The organism is Paenibacillus silagei, assembly GCF_017874735.1.
Lineage (GTDB): Bacteria > Bacillota > Bacilli > Paenibacillales > Paenibacillaceae > Paenibacillus_AQ > Paenibacillus_AQ silagei.
Genome location: NZ_JAGGLV010000007.1, coordinates 1 through 17,422, shown reverse-complemented (window position 1 = coordinate 17,422; position 17,422 = coordinate 1). Strand labels below are relative to the sequence as shown.

The window sequence follows — 17,422 nt, the reverse complement described above, 5'->3', positions numbered from 1 at the left end:
ATCAGGCGACAGGAGAACCTTATCATGGCATTAGACGGCATTGTTACCCAAGCGATCGTGCATGAGCTTCAGCCCTTCATCGGTGCACGCGTCGGCAAAATATATCAACCCAGCACACATGACCTCATCTTCACCCTGCGCGGTGCGGGCGGCGGCGGCAAGCTGCTGCTGTCGGCGAACCCGACCTACCCCCGGCTGCACCTGACCGAGAGAAGCAGCATCAACCCGGCGGAAGCGCCGATGTTCTGCATGCTGATGCGCAAGCATTGTGAAGGCGGCACCATCGAGAGCATTACCCAGGTGGGGCTTGAACGAATTATTCATATCACCATCAGAACACGGGATGAGCTGGGGGATGTCTCCGCCAAAAAAATCATCATCGAGCTGATGGGACGCCACAGCAACATCATTCTGACCGAGCTGGCCACGGGGACGATTATCGACGGCATTCATCATGTCACCCCGTCAATCAGCAGCTACCGGGTCGTTATGCCGGGAGCGGCTTATACCCAGCCGCCGCAGCAGCATAAGCTGAATCCGCTGCAGATCAGCCAGCCGGACTTCCTTACCCTGATAGCCTCGGCAGAGGAAGCGGCCCGCTACGCCGCCGAGCATCCTCAGGAGCCGGAGGAGGATATGATCGAGGGCGAGATCGCCGGACTGCTGGCCTCACTTGAGGCACCGCAGGCTGACGGCTCCGGCGGCCCGGCCCCTTCAGCCGATCCGGCCGGCTGGCTGGTCCACGCCTTCAGCGGCCTGAGTCCGCTGATCGCCGGAGAGATCCTCCACCGGTACAAGGAGATAGGCGGAGAAGCTGAGGATTTCAGCAGCGGGATGGATAAGCCCGAACAGCTCTGGGAAGCCTTCCATTCCGTCATGGAGCCGGTCAGCAAGCTGGAATTCGCTCCAGTCACCGGTTGGAATGCCAAGGGCAAGCCGGTATTCTCGGCCATTCCGCTGAAGCTCATGAGCGGGAATGTGAAGCATTACAGCTCCATAAGCTTGTGCCTGGAGGATTATTACGGGGACAAGGCGGAGAAGGACACGGTTAAGCAGCGGGTTAGCGACCTGATCCGCTTCCTCAGCAACGAGCGCAGTAAGAACATCAAGAAGCTGGCCAACCTGCAAAAGGATCTGAACGAAGCCGAGGATGCAGACCAGTTCCGGATCTGGGGCGAGCTGCTGTTCGCTTCCCTGCACACCGTGAACAAAGGCGACAAAGAAGCAAAGCTAGTAAACTACTATGATGAGAATCAGGCGGAGATTACCGTTCCGCTCGACCCGCTGCTAAGCCCTACAGACAATGCACAGCGGTATTTCAAAAAATATAACAAGTACAAGAACAGCCTGCGGGTGATCGGCGAGCAGGTCAAGAAGACACACGAAGAGATTGCCTATATGGAACTGCTGCTCCAGCAATTAGCCCATGCCTCACTGAATGACATTGAGGAGATCCGCGAGGAGCTGGTCAGCCAAGGCTATCTCCGCGACCGCAGCAAAAAAGGCAAGAAGAAAAAGAAGGCTGCCAGACCTACGCTGCAGGTATTCACTTCCTCTGAAGGGGTTGACATCTATGTCGGCAAAAACAATCTGCAAAACGAGTATGTCACCAACCGCCTCGCTGCTCCGAACGATACCTGGCTGCATACCAAGGATATTCCCGGCTCGCATGTGGTGATCCGCAGTGAGGAATTCGGCGATGCCACCCTGGAGGAAGCTGCTCAGCTCGCCGCCTATTACAGCCAGGCCAAGCAATCCAGCAGTGTGCCGGTGGACTGTACGCTCATCCGTTACGTGCGCAAGCCGAGCGGAGCCAAGCCGGGCTTCGTCATCTACGATCATCAGCGGACACTCTTCGTCACGCCCGATGAAGAGCGGATCAAGCAGCTCCCGAATGTGCTGCGGAGTTAAGCGAAAAACCGAACAGCAATGAGTTCGCTCAAGGCGCGTGGGCCCAATGTATGCGGAAAACAGCATACATCTGGCTCGCTCAAGGCGCGTGGGCCAAATGTATGTGGAAAACAGCATACAATGGGTTCGCGAAAGGCGCTCGGGCCAAATGTATGCGGAAAACAGCATACATTTGGTTCGTTCAAGGCGCGTGGGCCCAATGTATGCGGAAAACAGCATACATCAGGCTCGCGAAAGGCGCGCGGGGCCCAATGTATGTGGAAAACAGCATACATCTGGCTCGCGAAAGGCGCACGGGCCCAATGTTTGTGGAAAACAGCATACATCTGGCTCGCGAAAGGCGCACGGGGCCCAATGTATGCGGAAAACAGCATACATTGAGTTCGCTCAAGGCGCGCGGGCCAAATGTATGTGGAAATCAGCATACATCAGCCTCGCTCAAGGCGCACGGGCCAAATGTATGTGGAAAACAGCATACATCTGGCTCGCGAAAGGCGCACGGGCCAAATGTATGCGGAAAACAGCATACAATGGGTTCGCGAAAGGCGCTCGGGCCCAATGTATGTGGAAAACAGCATACAATGGGTTCGCGAAAGGCGCACGGGGCCCAATGTATGTGGAAAACAGCATACATTCGGCTCACTAAAGGCGCACGGGGCCAAATGTATGTGGAAAACAGCATACATTGGGTTCGCTCAAGGCGCACGGGGCCATATGTATGTGGAAAACAGCATACATTGAGTTCGCTCAAGGCGCGCGGGCCAAATGTATGTGGAAAACAGCATACATCTGGCTCACTCAAGGCGCGCGGGGCCAAATGTATGTGGAAAACAGCATACATCTGGCTCGCGAAAGGCGCGTGGGCCATATGTATGTGGAAAACAGCATACAATCGGCTCGCGAAAGGCGCGTGGGCCAAATGTATGTGGAAAACAGCATACATTGGGTTCGCGAAAGGCGCACGGGCCAAATGTATGCGGAAAACAGCATACATTGAGTTCGCTCAAGGCGCACGGGCCCAATGTATGTGGAAAACAGCATACATCAGCCTCGCTCAAGGCGCACGGGCCAAATGTATGCGGAAAACAGCATACAATGGGTTCGCGAAAGGCGCTCGGGCCCAATGTATGTGGAAAACAGCATACAATGGGTTCGCGAAAGGCGCACGGGGCCCAATGTATGTGGAAAACAGCATACATTCGGCTCACTAAAGGCGCACGGGGCCCAATGTATGTGGAAAACAGCATACATTGGGTTCGCTCAAGGCGCACGGGGCCAAATGTATGCGGAAAACAGCATACATTGGGTTCGCTCAAGGCGCACGGGCCCAATGTATGCGGAAAACCAAACACAATAGTAGGTGGTTTCCTCTTACTAATCATGCGCTTTACTAACAGTAAGGATTGCTCCTACCAAAAAACCTCCGTCCTGTAGCGCCTGCGCTAAGGGTCGGAGGTTTTTAGTATCTTGTGTCTTGTGTCTTGTGTCTTGTGTCTGGCGTTTTGTGTTTTTGTATCCTGCGCTCTTTGCTGTGTCCTACAGTCAGCCTCTGGCAGCCTTAAGCTGCTCCAGCACAGCGGCAGGTACACTCACACTGCCGAGATCCCCGTGGAAAACAACGCCCTGCCGCGCACCATGGAAATCCGAGCCGCCGGTTACCCGCAGGCCGAATTCCTCAGCCAGTGCAAGGTAGCGCTCATGCTCTGCCGGGCCATGATCGGAATGATACACCTCGATGCCGTCCAAATCACATTCCTCCACGATTCTGCGCACCAGTGCGTCATCCCCGTAGATTCCCGGATGGGCCAACACCGCTGCACCTCCTGCTTCACGAATCCACTGGCAGGCCGTCTCCGGGGTAATGCGCGGAGGCGAGACATAGGCCGCCGCCCCTTCACCCAGATACTTGTCAAAAGCATCCCGCATATCCACGGCTGCGCCCAGCCGCACCAGCTCATCCGCGATGTGCGGGCGGCCTATGCTCTCATCAGGCTTCAGCTCCCGGCCAAGCCCTGACACTACCTGCTCCAGGGTGATCGCAATGCCCAGTCCGCGTAGCTTCTCAAGAATTGCCTCATTACGCCCGAGCCGGATACCCCGCTGCTCCTCCAGGCGGGACAACAGCAGTTCCTGTTCTATGTCGATATAGTAACCGAGGACATGGATCTCCTTGCCGCTCTGCCGTGTGCTGATCTCTACACCGGGAACTACAGTAATCCCGTACCGCTTGCCTGCTTCCAGTGCTTCCGCTACTCCGCTGACCGTATCATGATCGGTAATGGCTAGCGCTGCCAATCCAGCCTCGTAACCAAGCCGCACATTCTCTGCCGGCGGCTGCATGCCGTCCGAGGCCTGGGTATGGGTGTGCAGGTCGCATCTGCCGGCTGTATCAGCAAGACCCGCTGTAGCTAACTCCGCCTCTGAATGTCCGCTATGACTTGTAGGGTCTGTCATGGAATTCCTCCGTTCTTTCAAGTAAGTTTACATGCTTTCATGCAGCTACACGCAGCTAGCTATGCATATCCGTTACTGTCCGCCGGTATGCTGGCGCAGGAAGCTTAGGAAGGTTACCGCCGAGATCGGCAGCAAGGTCGATTTCAGATGAATAGCGTAGAATTGCCGTTTGAAGGAGGCATCCGTCAGATTGACAATCTTCAGCAGGCCGAGCGCTACTTCATGCTTGACCGAGGAGGTCGAGATAATTGTAATCCCCAGCCCTGCCTCTACCGCCGACTTCACCGCCCCGGTACTGCCCAGCTCCATCACAATCTGCATCGCTGCAGGGTCAAGCCCGTTAGCCTCAAGCTGCTCCTCCATCACCCGCCGTGTGCCCGAGCCGCGTTCGCGCAGCACGAATGGATAGGCGAGCGCCTGCGCCAGCGTCACTTCCGCCTGACCGGCCAGCGGATGCTCATGGGGCACGATCAGCTTCAGCTCATCGCCCATTACCGGCTCAATCACCATGTCCGGGTGGGAGACCGGCGCTTCAATCAGCCCGAAATTCAGCTGATGCTTGTGAATCTCATCCATAATCTGTGAAGTGTTCATCACCTTCATCATAATCGAGATATTCGGATATTCCTTGCCGAAAGGCCCCAGCAGGCGGGGAAGCACATATTCACCGATGGTCAGGCTGGCTCCGAGCATCAGGCGGCCCTCCAGCATGTGGGTGAAGGCCGACATCGCCTGATCCGTCTCACGCATCAGTTGCATGCTGCGCACCGCGAACGGCATCAGCGTCAGGCCGGCCTCGGTGAGTATGATTTTTTTGGTGGAACGGTCGAACAGCTTGGTTCCGAAATAATCCTCAAGCGCCTGAATCTGCATCGTCACCGCAGGCTGGGTCATATGCAGAGTCTGCGCCGCCGCCGAGAAGCTGCCCCGTTCGGACACGGTATAGAAAATATGAAGCTGATGAAAATTCATACGTTACTGACTCCTTCGCTAATTTCAGTCTTCAAGCAAAAAGGCACGCAGCCCTAAGCCGCATGCCTCCCTCGTTTCAAGTATCCTACTTGCGCCTGCGGCGTTTCTTGGACAGCTTCATGCGCCGGGAATGTCGCAGCCAGGAATAGTATCGCTTGAGATCCCGGAGCTGCGGAGTAACCGATATTTTGCCCAGAAAAGATACGATTACCATGACATACAGCGGCTCTCCGGAGAGGGCCGTGACGCCCTCAAGCTGCCTGAAATCAACCACGATCACCGTATCATTATCGATCAGATAGGCATTATAATCACTGTTCGAGTAAGGCCTCAGCCGGTTCTGCTTCAGGGCCTGCCAGATCCAGGCGGTCACCTCCACATTTCCGCTGTCCTCAGCAGCTACCCGGTCCGCATAACGGCTCTTGGCATGCCGGGTCAGCACGATGTCGGCAATCCCGTAGTTATTCAGCATGATATGGAAGGGTTCGTGCACCCCCCACCAGTCCATCCCCTTGCCCTGCATAGTCATCACACTCCACGTAAAAAGGGTCTTGGCATGCTCTTATTGTTGTCAATCTTACCGCATTGACGGCCGTTGTTCAAGCATACCGCCATCCCGGGAGAGTTACATGGCGAAACCTCAGCTGCCCGTCCGGTGCATACTGATATCGCTGTCATCGACATAGCTGCTGCCTCTGATCATTTTGCAGCTTTTTTTGAAGCGGGCCGCCTCTACCGACAGCTCCTCAATGGAAGCAAACCGGCGGCTGCGGTTCGTAACCACGGCAATCGAGATCGCGACCAGCGGGATCTCCTCCAGTTGTCCCGAACGGCTCTCGGTCAGCACGTATTTCTGGGCCAGATGTCCGGCATGATAGAAATCCTTAACTGCCGTATCGAACGCCGCGATGATGCTTCTGCAGCATTCCTCGTAGTGATAATCGCTGATAAAAATAATAAAATCATCCCCGCCGATATGCCCCAGGAATCCGTTCATCCGCAGTGCCTCATGCTTTAGCAGCTCTGCAGTGGCCTGAATCATACGGTCGCCTTCCTTGAAACCGTAGGTGTCGTTGTACGCCTTGAAATGGTCAAGATCGATGTAGAGCACACTGAATTCATCCTGCAGCAGCGTCTTCACCATCCACTCAGTAATGCTGATATTCCCCGGGAGCCCTGTTAACGGATTCAGGAAGCTGGCGGCCACCGCCTGAATCTCCGCGAAGTTAAGCAGCAGATCCCGTACGCTAACCGCTCCGAACAGGGCCTTCTCATGAGTCACGATCACATAGTCGTACAGATTCTCATCCTGCCTCGACATCGCCTGCCTGCTTACCTCGATAATGGGCGTGTTATAGTCCACCACCAGCGGATTTTTGTCCATCACCAGTTCCACAGGTCTGCCCATATAGAGCGTATACCCATACAGCGTACCTATTTTCTGATAAAAGCTGATCCTCATAATCAATCCGGCGGTGCGCCCGTTTTCCGTGACGGCTACGCCTTGGAGCTGGGGATTGCTTTTGAAAATCTGGTCCACAAACCCGCATTTGTGATGAATCGAAATGTCCGGGATTTGTTCAGCGATTTCACCGATCTGCAGAAACATGCTTACACCCTCCCTTGACTGGATACTGGAGCACCGGAGACGGAAGCGCTCCACGCTCAGGCCGATGAGCCGGTCTCCCGAGCGCATAGCCAAGGGTCCCTGTCTTATTCATCTAATCCCCCGTATGCTTGTCTTCGTGAATTCAATAACTTCTCTTCAGCATAGATTGGAATTATTAAGCAGGGATAAACTTCGGGCCCAGGCATTGCCTTCTGCGCACCTTTTTTCACACTAACGACCTATTTCGACAATGCTCCTGCCCGGTTAATCGTATACAGCACAGGGATCGCCGCTCCAATGAGGATCACCCCCATGAATGCCGGTGCAGCCGGTCCAAGCGATACATAGAGCTGTCCGCCAACCAGCGGCCCGATCATTCTCGCCAGCGCCTGAATCGATTGGCTGCCCCCTTGAACCCGTCCCTGCTCGCCCGCTGCGGCAGATTTGGACAGCATTCCGTTGAACGAGGGCCCGAAGACCGAATCGCCGAAGCCGAAGATAAACATCCCTGCGATAAAAAGGGGATAAAAGGCGAACAAGGCCGACAACGCAAACAGGACATATCCAACAATTTCCGAGACCATTCCGAGGAGGGCGATTTGCCGGTCACTGTATCTTTTCAGGAGCTTCGGCATAATGAATCCTTGGGACAGAATATCCTGCAAGCCCATGATAGAGAACATCAATCCGATGATCACCGGCTTCCAGCTGAAATTATCCAACGTGAACTGTGAAAAAATAGCCTGGAATGAGCCATTCGGTATCCACAGCAGGAAGGCGGAGACAAACAGTCTATTGAGGTTCTTCATGGTCAGCAGGTTCGCAAGCTGCGAGAAGGGATTCAGCCTGACTAAGGGGATTACCTTCAATCTCTTACTTTTCTCCAGACTCTCGGGCATGAACAGGAAGCCATAACCCACATTCAGTAATGTTACCGCTGCTCCAGCATACATGGGCACCGAATACCCGAACTTGGCCAGCAGCCCGCCCATCGACGGACCAATAATAGTACCGGCCCCTACCACCGCGCTCACCCAGCCAAAGTACTTGGTCCGTTGCTCCGGCGGAAGAATGTCTGCAAAATAAGCGAAGATTGTACCGATGCTCCCGCCTGTAATCCCTTCAATGATCCGCCCGGCGAACAGCACCCATAAAGCCCCTCCAAGGCCAAATATGAAGTAACCGGCAGCAGAACCCAGCAAGCATAGCAGAAGCAGCAGACGTCGTCCGTATTTATCACTCAGCGCACCCAGCACAGGCGCCGAACAGAACAGGCAGGCCGCATACACTGAGGTCAGCAGGGTAATCATCACCGCTTGTTTTCCGGGATCGCTAATGTAAGGCTGGACGAGGAATGGAACCACCGGAGCTATGATACTGAAGCCTATTCCGCATAAAAATACTGAAATTAGACCGAATATAAGCGCGTGCTTATCTACTTTTGGTTCTGAAGGTTGATCTTGATTGTCAGCTGGTTTGGATGTGGACATGTATCTTCTCTCCTTAGAGTTCATGATTTGTTTCCTAAGAAACAATATCATCCTAGCACATTTTTGATTCCAAGGAAACAAATTATTGAGCATAAAAAAACACCCTGCCGGGTGAAAGTAACTCTGCCTGTAATATTCTGCTGAAGTATAGAGGGGAAATTAATCTTCTTCCATGCTGTTCTCCAGCTCCAGCTCCTGCTTCTTAATCTCTTCATCCAAATGCCTATTGTACCTCTCCATGAAGCTGAGCATACCGGCATACTGGCTATCGGTCACCTGCTCAAACACGGGTCTGTCCCGCTCCCGGAACTCACGGTGCAATTCGTCATGGATCTGATACACAGCCTCCCCTTGACCGGTTAGCCTGAAATAGATTTCCTTCTGATTGTCCGGCTTCTGGTAGCTCTCGATAAGCCCCTTGTGTAGGAGCTTCCGTGTAATCTTGCTGATCGCCCCTCTGGTCATGTACAAGGCCTCTGCAAGCTTGGTCACGTTGACGTCTGCATGTCGTCCGATGTATTCAATACAGTGCACCTCAGAGGGTTTATTACCCTTAAGACTGATCTCCATCTTCGACTTGTTCAGCCAGCTCATCTTATTGAATAATTCCCGGAAAGCGGTTAAGACCTGTTCCTCTTTGTTCATTGGTGGTCCCCCTCTAAAAAAACAGACGCCAGCGGCGTCTGTCTAAATAACCCTTATCCCTGAACTACAGACCGTAGTACTTGGACTTGTCCGGTCCGTTGCTGGTATATTCCGTCTTCAGTTCATTGCGGTACGAACGCTCAATCTTGCGCACATAAGAAAGTCTGCGGACATTCTTCATAACTTCCTCGGCGCGCTCCGCATTGACGTACATTACCGCATAGTGCATTTTACGGGAAACGTAGTGCAATGTGCCGTACTTCTCCAGGTTGCGCGCCGCCTTGACGTCGCTAACCCATACAATATAACCTGTCCGTTCCGCAAACATAAGCTCATCCGCCTCTCTTTCTCTATCTCCTCACGGGTCAGCTTATCCGCAGGAGCATTTGCCGCCGCTGCCGCATCCGCCTTTGGGGGACGGATCATTGCTGGGAACCTTAATACTGTCCGAGACCGAGAATGCGATCGCCTCAGACATGGAATGAAGAATATCATCCAGCGTCTTCTCCGCATTCTTGAAGCGGATCACCGCTTCGAACTGCTCCAGCTCCCGCTCTACAGCCTCAACCTCATCCTTGGCCGAGTGATAGTTCGGGTGAAAATGACCAAACCGCTGTGTCTCGTCAAACAGCTCCTTCTTGCCTTGCAGCCGCTTGATCATGGCCTGGATTTGGGGATGGTTATCTACCTGTCCCTTCCAGTATAGGTAATCCGACACTTCTGCGGATTGATTAATCATATCGCCTAATTCATAGGCGTATGTCAGCACTTCAGCCATATCGACCGTATTTAATTCCGCTACGCTCATGAACTTCAACTCTTTTCTGCATTTAATGTTCTACCGCAGCGATAGACTACCTTATCATAACATATCCGCCCGCCTCAGCAGAAGAAGAATTTCTGTGCTTAAGCGGATGCAGCAGCTGAATTTCCTGCCAGTCCTCCGCTGCAAGCTCCGTCTCCTCTGCCGTCTCCGTTCCCGGGAGCAGCAGAATGCCCCGTACCTTCCATGGGCGTCCGCTGATCCGTTCAGGAATGAAATCCGCCGCCTTGCCCCCGTAGGAGAGCCGGACCTTGATTCCCCAGCTTAGGGCCTGCTCCATTACCTTTTGCGCTGTAGTGACATGATACTGCCTCCACTGATTGAACCACATCTGCGGCACGGCCTCCTCACCCGGCAGCTCCAGCATCAGGCGGCCTCCCCTGTCCAGCGGCAGGAGCTTCGGGGACGGTCCCGTTCCCAGCAGGCCCCGTTCCCCGGCTGCGGCAGGGAGCTCGTAGCGCAGCGCTGGATCGTCCGGCCCAGACAGCTCGAACAGCTGCTGCTGGCCCGCAGCCCCGTTCAGGTCCCCGGCCCTTACGGACGGCGCCAGACCGGCGGCTGCAAGCTCTTTGCGCAGCTGCCCGGCAGCCTCCGGCCGGACAATGAAGTGGAGCGGGCCGATGCGGGTAACGATGTCCTGCAGCCGGGGATGGGCGGCGATTATCTCGCCCTCCTGCTCTCCGGCGCAGGACAGCAGAAGAACCTCCGCCAGTTCGGTCCGCCCGATCGCTCTGGCCCACTGCCGTAGCGCCAGTATGACCTGCTCCGGCAATCCTCCGGCGGCATGGGCGTTCAGCCAGGAGATCACTTCACCCGGGGCGAACCCTTGGTCCGCCGCGGCTTCCAGCCGCTCACGGGTCAGCCGGAAGCTCCAGAGATCCTCGTGATGCAGCAGCTCCGCACACCCGGCCAAGGTCCAGCGGACCGTATAAGCGACCTCCGGTGGTACCAGCACCTCGAAATCCGGCTGAACAATGAAGCCGGGGGACGCGGAAGCCGATGCCTGCGGCAGCGGGCTACATGCGGCTTCAGCTGCTACGGGTCTCTGCGGGCTGAGGACGGTATCTTGAGCTTCGGCGGCGCTGTCCAGGATTGCTTGGCTGTGTGAGGCTATGCTTGGACTGCTGCTGGCTGTTTCCGGGTTAGTGTCCGCTTCTTCTGCACCCTCTTGATGCTGCGGGGTTATTCCTAGACTATGTCTGGTCAGCTGCGGCTTCCTTGCCTTCCAGCGGAAGCACTCCGCTCCTTCTGCTGAAGACCCCAGCTCACACCAGCCGAAGGCGGCCAGAAGGCGAATCCAGGCAAGTGACGCCTGCTTAAGCCCTGAGTCTGAGCCTGTCCCTGCTGCCCCTGGCACAGACTGCTCCCCGGCTAGACCATTCTGTCTCATCCAGCTTAGAACAGGCTCTACCGCAAACCACTCGTCCGTCTTAAACTCTGCTGCCGAGAGCAAATGTCTGAAATGCTGCTCTTCAGGCAGCGGAGCACCGTAGCGGCTGATTACCAAGGTGTAGAGCGTATCCGTCATCTCTTGTGCGGTAAGAGCCAGCCAGCGTTGCAGCATCGGTCTGTCTACTCCATACCCGCTGTTATCGCGGGTAATCAGCCCCAATACGCTCAGCAGATCAATGATTAATGTAACCGGCAGCGCATAGCTCTGGTGACCGGCCGAGGACTCAAGGAGGGCCAGAGACTCCTCCGGTATGGACAACCTTCCGGCTAACCGGCCAAGCTGCTTCTTATGTATCACTCCCTTAGATGTCAGAGGCAGGCCTTCCTGGGCTATGAACAGCAGTCCCTGAAATAGCTCCCCTGCCAGTTCTGAACACGCTGCATGCTCCACCCGGACTGCCCCCTCCACCTGCACCTGCGGGCAGCCCGTCCAGAAGCTCCGCAGGATCAAGGGATACTGCTGCTGCGGAATCTGATACAGCCGCTCCCCCCACACCTTCTGACGCAGCTCCAGCATCCCGGTGTGAAGCAGTTCCTCCAGGGCCAGCAACTGCTCGGCTCTACACAGGAATTCAGGCCGCAGCCGCTCTGCAGAATCCGCTGTACATGGCGAAGCCGCATGCTCTGCCGCTATCCGCAGCAGCACTTCACAAGCATCCGCAGACAGCTTGCCGATATCATCTGCCGGTTCCAGTTCCATCAGAGAACAGCTCCTTCCGCCGGGTCCAGCATCCGGACCCCGTATTCGTAGCCTTGCTCTGTCAGGAACATCCGGCGGCGCAGGGCGAAGTCCTGCTCCCGGCTGTCTCCCGTGACCAGCGTGTAGAAATACGCCCGGTTATCCCCCGGCTTCGGACGAAGGATGCGGCCCAGCCGCTGAGCCTCCTCCTGCCGGGAGCCGAAGGCGCCGGATACCTCAATTGCTACCGAGGCATCCGGCAGATTCACAGCAAAGTTCGCAACCTTGGAGACAATCAGCACCGGCAGCTTGCCATCATTAAACGCAGCGTAGAGCGCATTCCGCTCCTTCTGCGGAGTCTTGCCCGTGATCAGAGGGGCCGCCAGCTCCAGCTCCAGCTGCTCGAGCTGGTCGAGGTACTGCCCGATCACCAGAATCGACGCTGCGGGATGCGCCGCAGCAATCTGCGCTGCGGCCTGCGCCTTAGCCTTATTACCTGCCGCCAGCCGGAACTGCTCCTTCGCACCGGCATACATATATTGCTGCCGCAGCTTCTGGTTCATCGGAACGATGACCTCGATGCAATCGACAGCTGCAATCCATCCCTGCCGCTCCAGCACCTTCCAGGGCAGGTCGTAGCATCTCGGGCCGATCAGGGAGAACACATCCCCCTCCCGCCCGTCCTCCCGGACCAGCGTTGCTGTCAGCCCCAGCCGCCGCGTAGCCTGAATATCTGCGGTCGCCCGGAAGACAGGTGCCGGAAGCAGATGGACCTCGTCATAGATAATCAACCCCCAGTTTCGCTCATGGAACAGATTCATGTGGACAAACGCTCCTCCCTTGGAGCGCCTGTGGGTCAGCATTTGATAGGTTGTAACAGTTACCGGCCGCACCTCCCGGTGCTCTCCCGTGTATTCCCCGACCTCATCTGCACTCAGCGTGGTCCGCAGCAGCAGCTCCCCGCGCCACTGTTCTACTGAAGTCGTGCTTGAAGTAAGGATCAGTGTCTCGCACTGCAGCTGCTCCAGCACCGCAAGGCCGACAACTGTTTTGCCTGCCCCGCAGGGCAGCACGACCACACCGCTGCCGCCATGTCCGCCGGTTCCCTGGAACTTTCGGACAGCCTCCAGTTGATAATCCCGGAGCCTGAATTCGGCGCTGCTCTCTTCACCCGTTTCCCTTAGAGTTTCCCGCCAGGCCATCTTCAGCATCTGCCCGTCCCGGTACCCGGCATAGTCAAGAACCGGATAACCAAGTCTGGTTAACTCCTGCTTCAGCAGACCCCGGTTCATCTTCGGACAATGGCTATGCAGCTCCCCGGTCCGGCGCAGGCCCAGCTCCTTCAGCTTCTGAGAGTCATCCAGTTCATCCAGCCGGCTCGCCCGGTCAGCGGTTAACGTAACAAGCTGCGGATCACTCTCATCCGCGTGCAGATGCAAGCTTCCGTAACGGGACATCAACAGCACCATCTCCCCTTCGACCTCGGAAGGAATGCCCCACCTGGACAGCCTGCGCAGTCCTTCAATGACCTCTGCCGCTGTTTGTCCCCCGGCTGCGGCGTTCCATAGGGACAACGGTGTGATCCGGTAAGTGTGGTAGGCTGGAGGACTTTTGACAAGCTCGGCAAATCCGCTTAGAATCGTCCGCGCCTCCTCAAATCCCGGATGTCCGCATTCCAGCAGAATTGTCCGGTCATTCCGTGTGATGCATGGCCCCGCCTCTGCTCCGCTCATCCTATTCCCTCCTTGTGTGCTATAGTGGTTCACATTTGTCCCTACAACGAAAAAGCCCACCTCCGCCAAACGGATATGAGCCACTCGTCATTCTATTAATGCAGCTGCTGCCGCTGTGAGATTTCATGGAGCGGCTTCGCAGCCTCATAGATATTGTCCAGCAGAGTCACCGGCACCGGCTGCGCGGTCATCACTTCTTTGACTGTCTTCAAGAATGAACCCTCCTGTCCACGTTACCATGGCATTTGAGAGTAGTTTTTCCTGGAGCGGTAACATTTATACGGATAAGGACTCATTCAGACAGGAATCGGCCATAGCGACCAGCAGCTTCACGCCATAGAGCATAGCATCCTCATCGAAATCAAATTTGCTGTGATGGTGCGGATAGACAGCATCCTTGGCCGCATTGCCCGCACCGACGAAGATGAAGCAGCCGGGAATCTCCTGAACATAATAGGAAAAGTCCTCCGCCGGCATAATCTTCTCCATCAGCATCACTTGGGCATCTGTACCCAGCGCCTCAGGGGCAACACGGGCGAAGCGTTCATACTCAGCAATGTCATTCACCAGCGGCGGGTACCCCATTAGATAGTCCACCTTCGCCTCCGTCCCATAGGCTGCGGCTATGGACGCCGCCAACTCTTCAATGCGGCGGCGGATCAGATGACGTGTCTCTTCATCAAATGCCCGCACTGTCCCGGTAATCCGGCAGCGCTCGGCAATGATATTCTGGGCGGAACCGCCTTGCATCGTTCCCACGCTGACCACAGCAGGACGCAGCGGATCAACGTTGCGGCTGACAATCGTCTGCAGCCCGGTAACCAGTGCCGCACCGGCCACAATGCTGTCTGCTGTGCGGTGGGGCATGCCGCCGTGTCCGCCCCGGCCGGTCAGATCAATGAAGAACTCATCGGCCGAAGCCATCAGCGGCCCCGGCGCACTGCCTACCGTCCCGAGCGGGAACGGCGTCCACAGATGCAGCCCGTAGACAGCATCCGCACCCGCAAGCACGCCTTCCGCAATCATGTCCACTGCACCGCCGGGACAGACCTCTTCCGCCGGCTGGAACAGAAAGCGGATCTCCCCCCTCAGTTCCTCCCGGCGGGAGCTGTAATACGCCGCCGCAGCCAGCAGCATGGCGGTATGCCCGTCATGCCCGCAGGCATGCATAACCCCGGGATGCTGGGAAGCATATTCCCGGCCGCTCTCCTCCGTAATACTCAGCGCGTCCATATCTGCACGCAGGACTACCGTTCTGCCAGTCTCTCGGCCCTTAAGTATGCCTGTCAATCCGTAGCCTGCTGCACTCCGCCGGACCTCAATCCCGAGCTCCGTGAGCCTTGCCCCGACATAAGCGGAGGTCTCCTTCTCCTGATAGGACAGCTCCGGATGACGGTGCAGATGGCGGCGCCATTTGATCATTTCCGGGAGCAGTTCCCCGATCTCTAACCTCTCCATAACTCTCCATTCCCTTCTCTGACAGCATCCTGCGGATAAGCCTTCGGGGCAAGCCCTTAAGCTCTGTCCGCTCCGCAGCCTGCCAACTTTCTTTTATTGTAGCAGAAACGCAAAAAAGTGGGTATTAATCAGCCTGTTCTACCTTGCACAACCCCGGGAAACAGACTATCATGAGGAAGAACAATAACAAATTTTAATTACAAATGAATCATTATACTTCATTAAGGGGAGTTGTGCGCTATGATATTTGAGAACACGGGCCTCGAAGGACTGAAGAGCGACCTTCTTTATCTCGACGAGAGTGCAGCAAGGGCAGGATTCATCAGATGGCAATGGGAATACTACCGCGCGACTTATGACTGCAAGATAGAAGACCGCAAGGACGGCGGCGAATACTTCCTGCGCATTAATACCCGTGCTGTGGAGGGGAAGCTGGAGAAGTCAGATGCGGTGCTGGCGATTGAAGCCGTCTATCTGGGCAAGGCCACATTCCCCCACGGGCTGGAATATGAATCCCCGGTGCCTCAGCCGGTGCTTGAGGTAGCCCGGAAGCATATCAATGAATTGAAAGCGCTGCTGGAAGTTTGAGTGCCGCGAAGGGAAAGACGGCCTCCAAAGCCCGCCCGCCCAAAAGAGGAACGCCCGATTTCCAGCTGCTTATTCTCACCCTGCTGTTCGTGGGCTTCGGCCTGCTGATGGTGTTCAGCTCCAGTTCCAGCTTAACCCTTGCCAGTGAGAAATACAGCAACAATGCATTTTTCTTCGTCAAAAAACAACTGATCTGGGCTGTGCTGGGCAGCTTCATCATGTTCGTCGTCATGAATATCCACTACAGCAAATTCAAGAAATGGTATGCCCCGATCTTCGTGATTACACTTGTACTACTGCTGTTCGTAGCCACCACCGAGGGGATTAACGGCGCCAAGAGCTGGATGAGCATCGGAACCCTTGGGATTCAGCCTACCGAGCTGGCCAAGCTCTCCATCATCCTGTATCTGGCCGCCCTGATTACCAAAAAAGGTGAGCGGCTGCGCGATTTACGGACAGGGTACATCCCGGTCATGATCATCGTAGGCATCGTAGCCGGACTGATTATGCTCCAGCCGGATCTAGGCTCCTGTATGATTCTTGTCGCAACCAGCGGACTGATCATCTATGCAGGCGGCGCCAGTATGAAGCACATTATGGGCTCGATTGGCCTACTGATTCTGGGCGTGGCTCTCGTCTGGGGAGCCAAGACCGCCATTGACTCCCTGTCGCCGCACACCGAGAAGGCTGAGATTAAGCAGGATTACCGTCAGGGCCGTATTGAAGCCTTCCTTGATCCGGCGAAAGATGCCTCGGGCACCGGCTATCATATCATGCAATCCCTTATCGCCCTAGGCGAAGGCGGAACACAAGGCTCCGGGTTTGGTAAGAGCATCCAAAAGCTTCACTACCTTCCTTATCCTTACACTGACTTTATATTTTCCGTCATCGGTGAGGAGCTCGGCTTCGTGGGAACAGCCTTGTTCCTGCTGCTCTATCTGTATTTTATCTGGAGAGGGATTCTGATTTCACTGCGGTGTACCGATCCCTTCGGCACCCTGGTCGGCATCGGAATCATGGGGCTCATCGCCATTCAGGCCTTCATCAATATCGGCGGTGTGACCAATACCATTCCGCTTACAGGGGTTACACTGCCCTTTATCAGCTACGGCGGCTCCTCGCTGCTTGTCACCATGCTCTGCATGGGGATCATGCTCAGCATCTCACGGGAGACCAATCGTCCGGCCAAGGAGGAAGTGGTGAAGTCTGTGACTACGGTCAGACAGGTACGCAACAACAGAAATGCTGGCACCCGCGCACGCTAAGAGGCTACCTACATACAAAAGAGGGTTGAGCCAACAAGTGGAAACGGCTTTGCCGTCCTTGTAAAGGACGGTACCGTTTCAGCGAGAAATAGAAGGATAAGTTATCGTGTGAAACAGATAAATTCTTATATTTGTAGAAAGGGCTGTCCCAAAAGCCATGAAATGGCTGCTTGGGACAGCTCTTTATTTTGGAGTAGGATCAACGTGAGCACTTGGGTGGACGCTGCGCGAACGGACCGTTGTTTGGGTCGCTGTGGTCTCCAGATTTTTTTCATTCCCCTTAGCGGTGAAAATCCGGAGACCAAGGCGACCGCTGCCGCTTTTTCACAATCGTTCCGTCCTC

General features: G+C 55.6%; 14 protein-coding genes. 3 read left to right on the top strand and 11 right to left on the bottom strand.

Annotation, left to right across the window (positions count from 1 at the left end; genetic code table 11):
- The first annotated feature begins 24 nt into the window (after positions 1 to 24).
- Entirely contained in the window at positions 25 to 1,911 is a 1,887-nt protein-coding gene (locus tag J2Z70_RS12060; RefSeq protein ID WP_209873078.1) for an Rqc2 family fibronectin-binding protein, read from the top strand.
- A gap of 1,542 nt (positions 1,912 to 3,453) precedes the next feature.
- Here the strand turns inward: J2Z70_RS12060 and J2Z70_RS12055 are convergent.
- The 11 genes from J2Z70_RS12055 to J2Z70_RS12005 all read right to left on the bottom strand — a co-directional run bounded on the left by J2Z70_RS12055 (position 3,454) and on the right by J2Z70_RS12005 (position 15,226).
- Complete coding sequence (locus J2Z70_RS12055; protein WP_209873075.1) at positions 3,454 to 4,365, bottom strand: PHP domain-containing protein; 912 nt, start codon at positions 4,363 to 4,365, stop codon at positions 3,454 to 3,456.
- A 72-nt stretch (positions 4,366 to 4,437) separates the two neighbouring features.
- Positions 4,438 to 5,337, bottom strand: coding sequence for a selenium metabolism-associated LysR family transcriptional regulator (locus J2Z70_RS12050; RefSeq protein WP_209873072.1), 900 nt, complete (start codon positions 5,335 to 5,337; stop codon positions 4,438 to 4,440).
- Positions 5,338 to 5,422: 85 nt separating this feature from the next.
- A complete protein-coding gene (locus J2Z70_RS12045) occupies positions 5,423 to 5,860 on the bottom strand; it encodes a hypothetical protein (protein WP_076074360.1) in 438 nt (145 codons plus the stop codon).
- A 117-nt stretch (positions 5,861 to 5,977) separates the two neighbouring features.
- Positions 5,978 to 6,946 (bottom strand): GGDEF domain-containing protein, encoded by a 969-nt coding sequence (locus tag J2Z70_RS12040; RefSeq protein WP_209873069.1) that lies wholly within the window; start codon positions 6,944 to 6,946, stop codon positions 5,978 to 5,980.
- Between the two features lie 239 nt (positions 6,947 to 7,185).
- Positions 7,186 to 8,436: an MFS transporter gene (locus tag J2Z70_RS12035; RefSeq protein ID WP_209873066.1), complete on the bottom strand. Its 1,251-nt coding sequence runs from the start codon at positions 8,434 to 8,436 to the stop codon at positions 7,186 to 7,188.
- A gap of 159 nt (positions 8,437 to 8,595) precedes the next feature.
- Positions 8,596 to 9,081 carry a MarR family transcriptional regulator gene (locus tag J2Z70_RS12030; RefSeq protein WP_209873063.1) on the bottom strand — a complete coding sequence of 162 codons (486 nt, stop codon included), beginning with the start codon at positions 9,079 to 9,081 and terminating at the stop codon, positions 8,596 to 8,598.
- A 64-nt stretch (positions 9,082 to 9,145) separates the two neighbouring features.
- Positions 9,146 to 9,409, bottom strand: a complete 264-nt coding sequence (locus J2Z70_RS12025; protein ID WP_036694997.1) for a YlbG family protein — start codon at positions 9,407 to 9,409, stop codon at positions 9,146 to 9,148.
- Between the two features lie 42 nt (positions 9,410 to 9,451).
- Positions 9,452 to 9,889 carry a YlbF/YmcA family competence regulator gene (locus J2Z70_RS12020; protein WP_209873060.1) on the bottom strand — a complete coding sequence of 146 codons (438 nt, stop codon included), beginning with the start codon at positions 9,887 to 9,889 and terminating at the stop codon, positions 9,452 to 9,454.
- Between the two features lie 46 nt (positions 9,890 to 9,935).
- Positions 9,936 to 12,056, bottom strand: a complete 2,121-nt coding sequence (locus J2Z70_RS12015; RefSeq protein WP_209873057.1) for a helicase-associated domain-containing protein — start codon at positions 12,054 to 12,056, stop codon at positions 9,936 to 9,938.
- A complete protein-coding gene (locus J2Z70_RS12010; protein WP_209873054.1) occupies positions 12,056 to 13,768 on the bottom strand; it encodes a DNA repair helicase XPB in 1,713 nt (570 codons plus the stop codon). Before J2Z70_RS12010 ends, J2Z70_RS12015 begins: the two co-directional genes overlap by 1 nt.
- 276 nt (positions 13,769 to 14,044) lie before the next feature.
- Positions 14,045 to 15,226 carry an amidohydrolase gene (locus tag J2Z70_RS12005; RefSeq protein ID WP_076074347.1) on the bottom strand — a complete coding sequence of 394 codons (1,182 nt, stop codon included), beginning with the start codon at positions 15,224 to 15,226 and terminating at the stop codon, positions 14,045 to 14,047.
- A 240-nt stretch (positions 15,227 to 15,466) separates the two neighbouring features.
- Between J2Z70_RS12005 and J2Z70_RS12000 the strand changes: the two genes are divergently transcribed.
- Positions 15,467 to 15,814 carry a YugN family protein gene (locus J2Z70_RS12000; RefSeq protein ID WP_036729451.1) on the top strand — a complete coding sequence of 116 codons (348 nt, stop codon included), beginning with the start codon at positions 15,467 to 15,469 and terminating at the stop codon, positions 15,812 to 15,814.
- The gene (gene ftsW / locus J2Z70_RS11995) at positions 15,811 to 17,079 is read left to right on the top strand and encodes a putative lipid II flippase FtsW (RefSeq protein WP_209873052.1); all 1,269 of its coding nucleotides are present in this window, start codon (positions 15,811 to 15,813) and stop codon (positions 17,077 to 17,079) included. The genes J2Z70_RS12000 and ftsW overlap by 4 nt, the downstream gene beginning before the upstream one ends.
- Positions 17,080 to 17,422 lie beyond the last annotated feature (343 nt).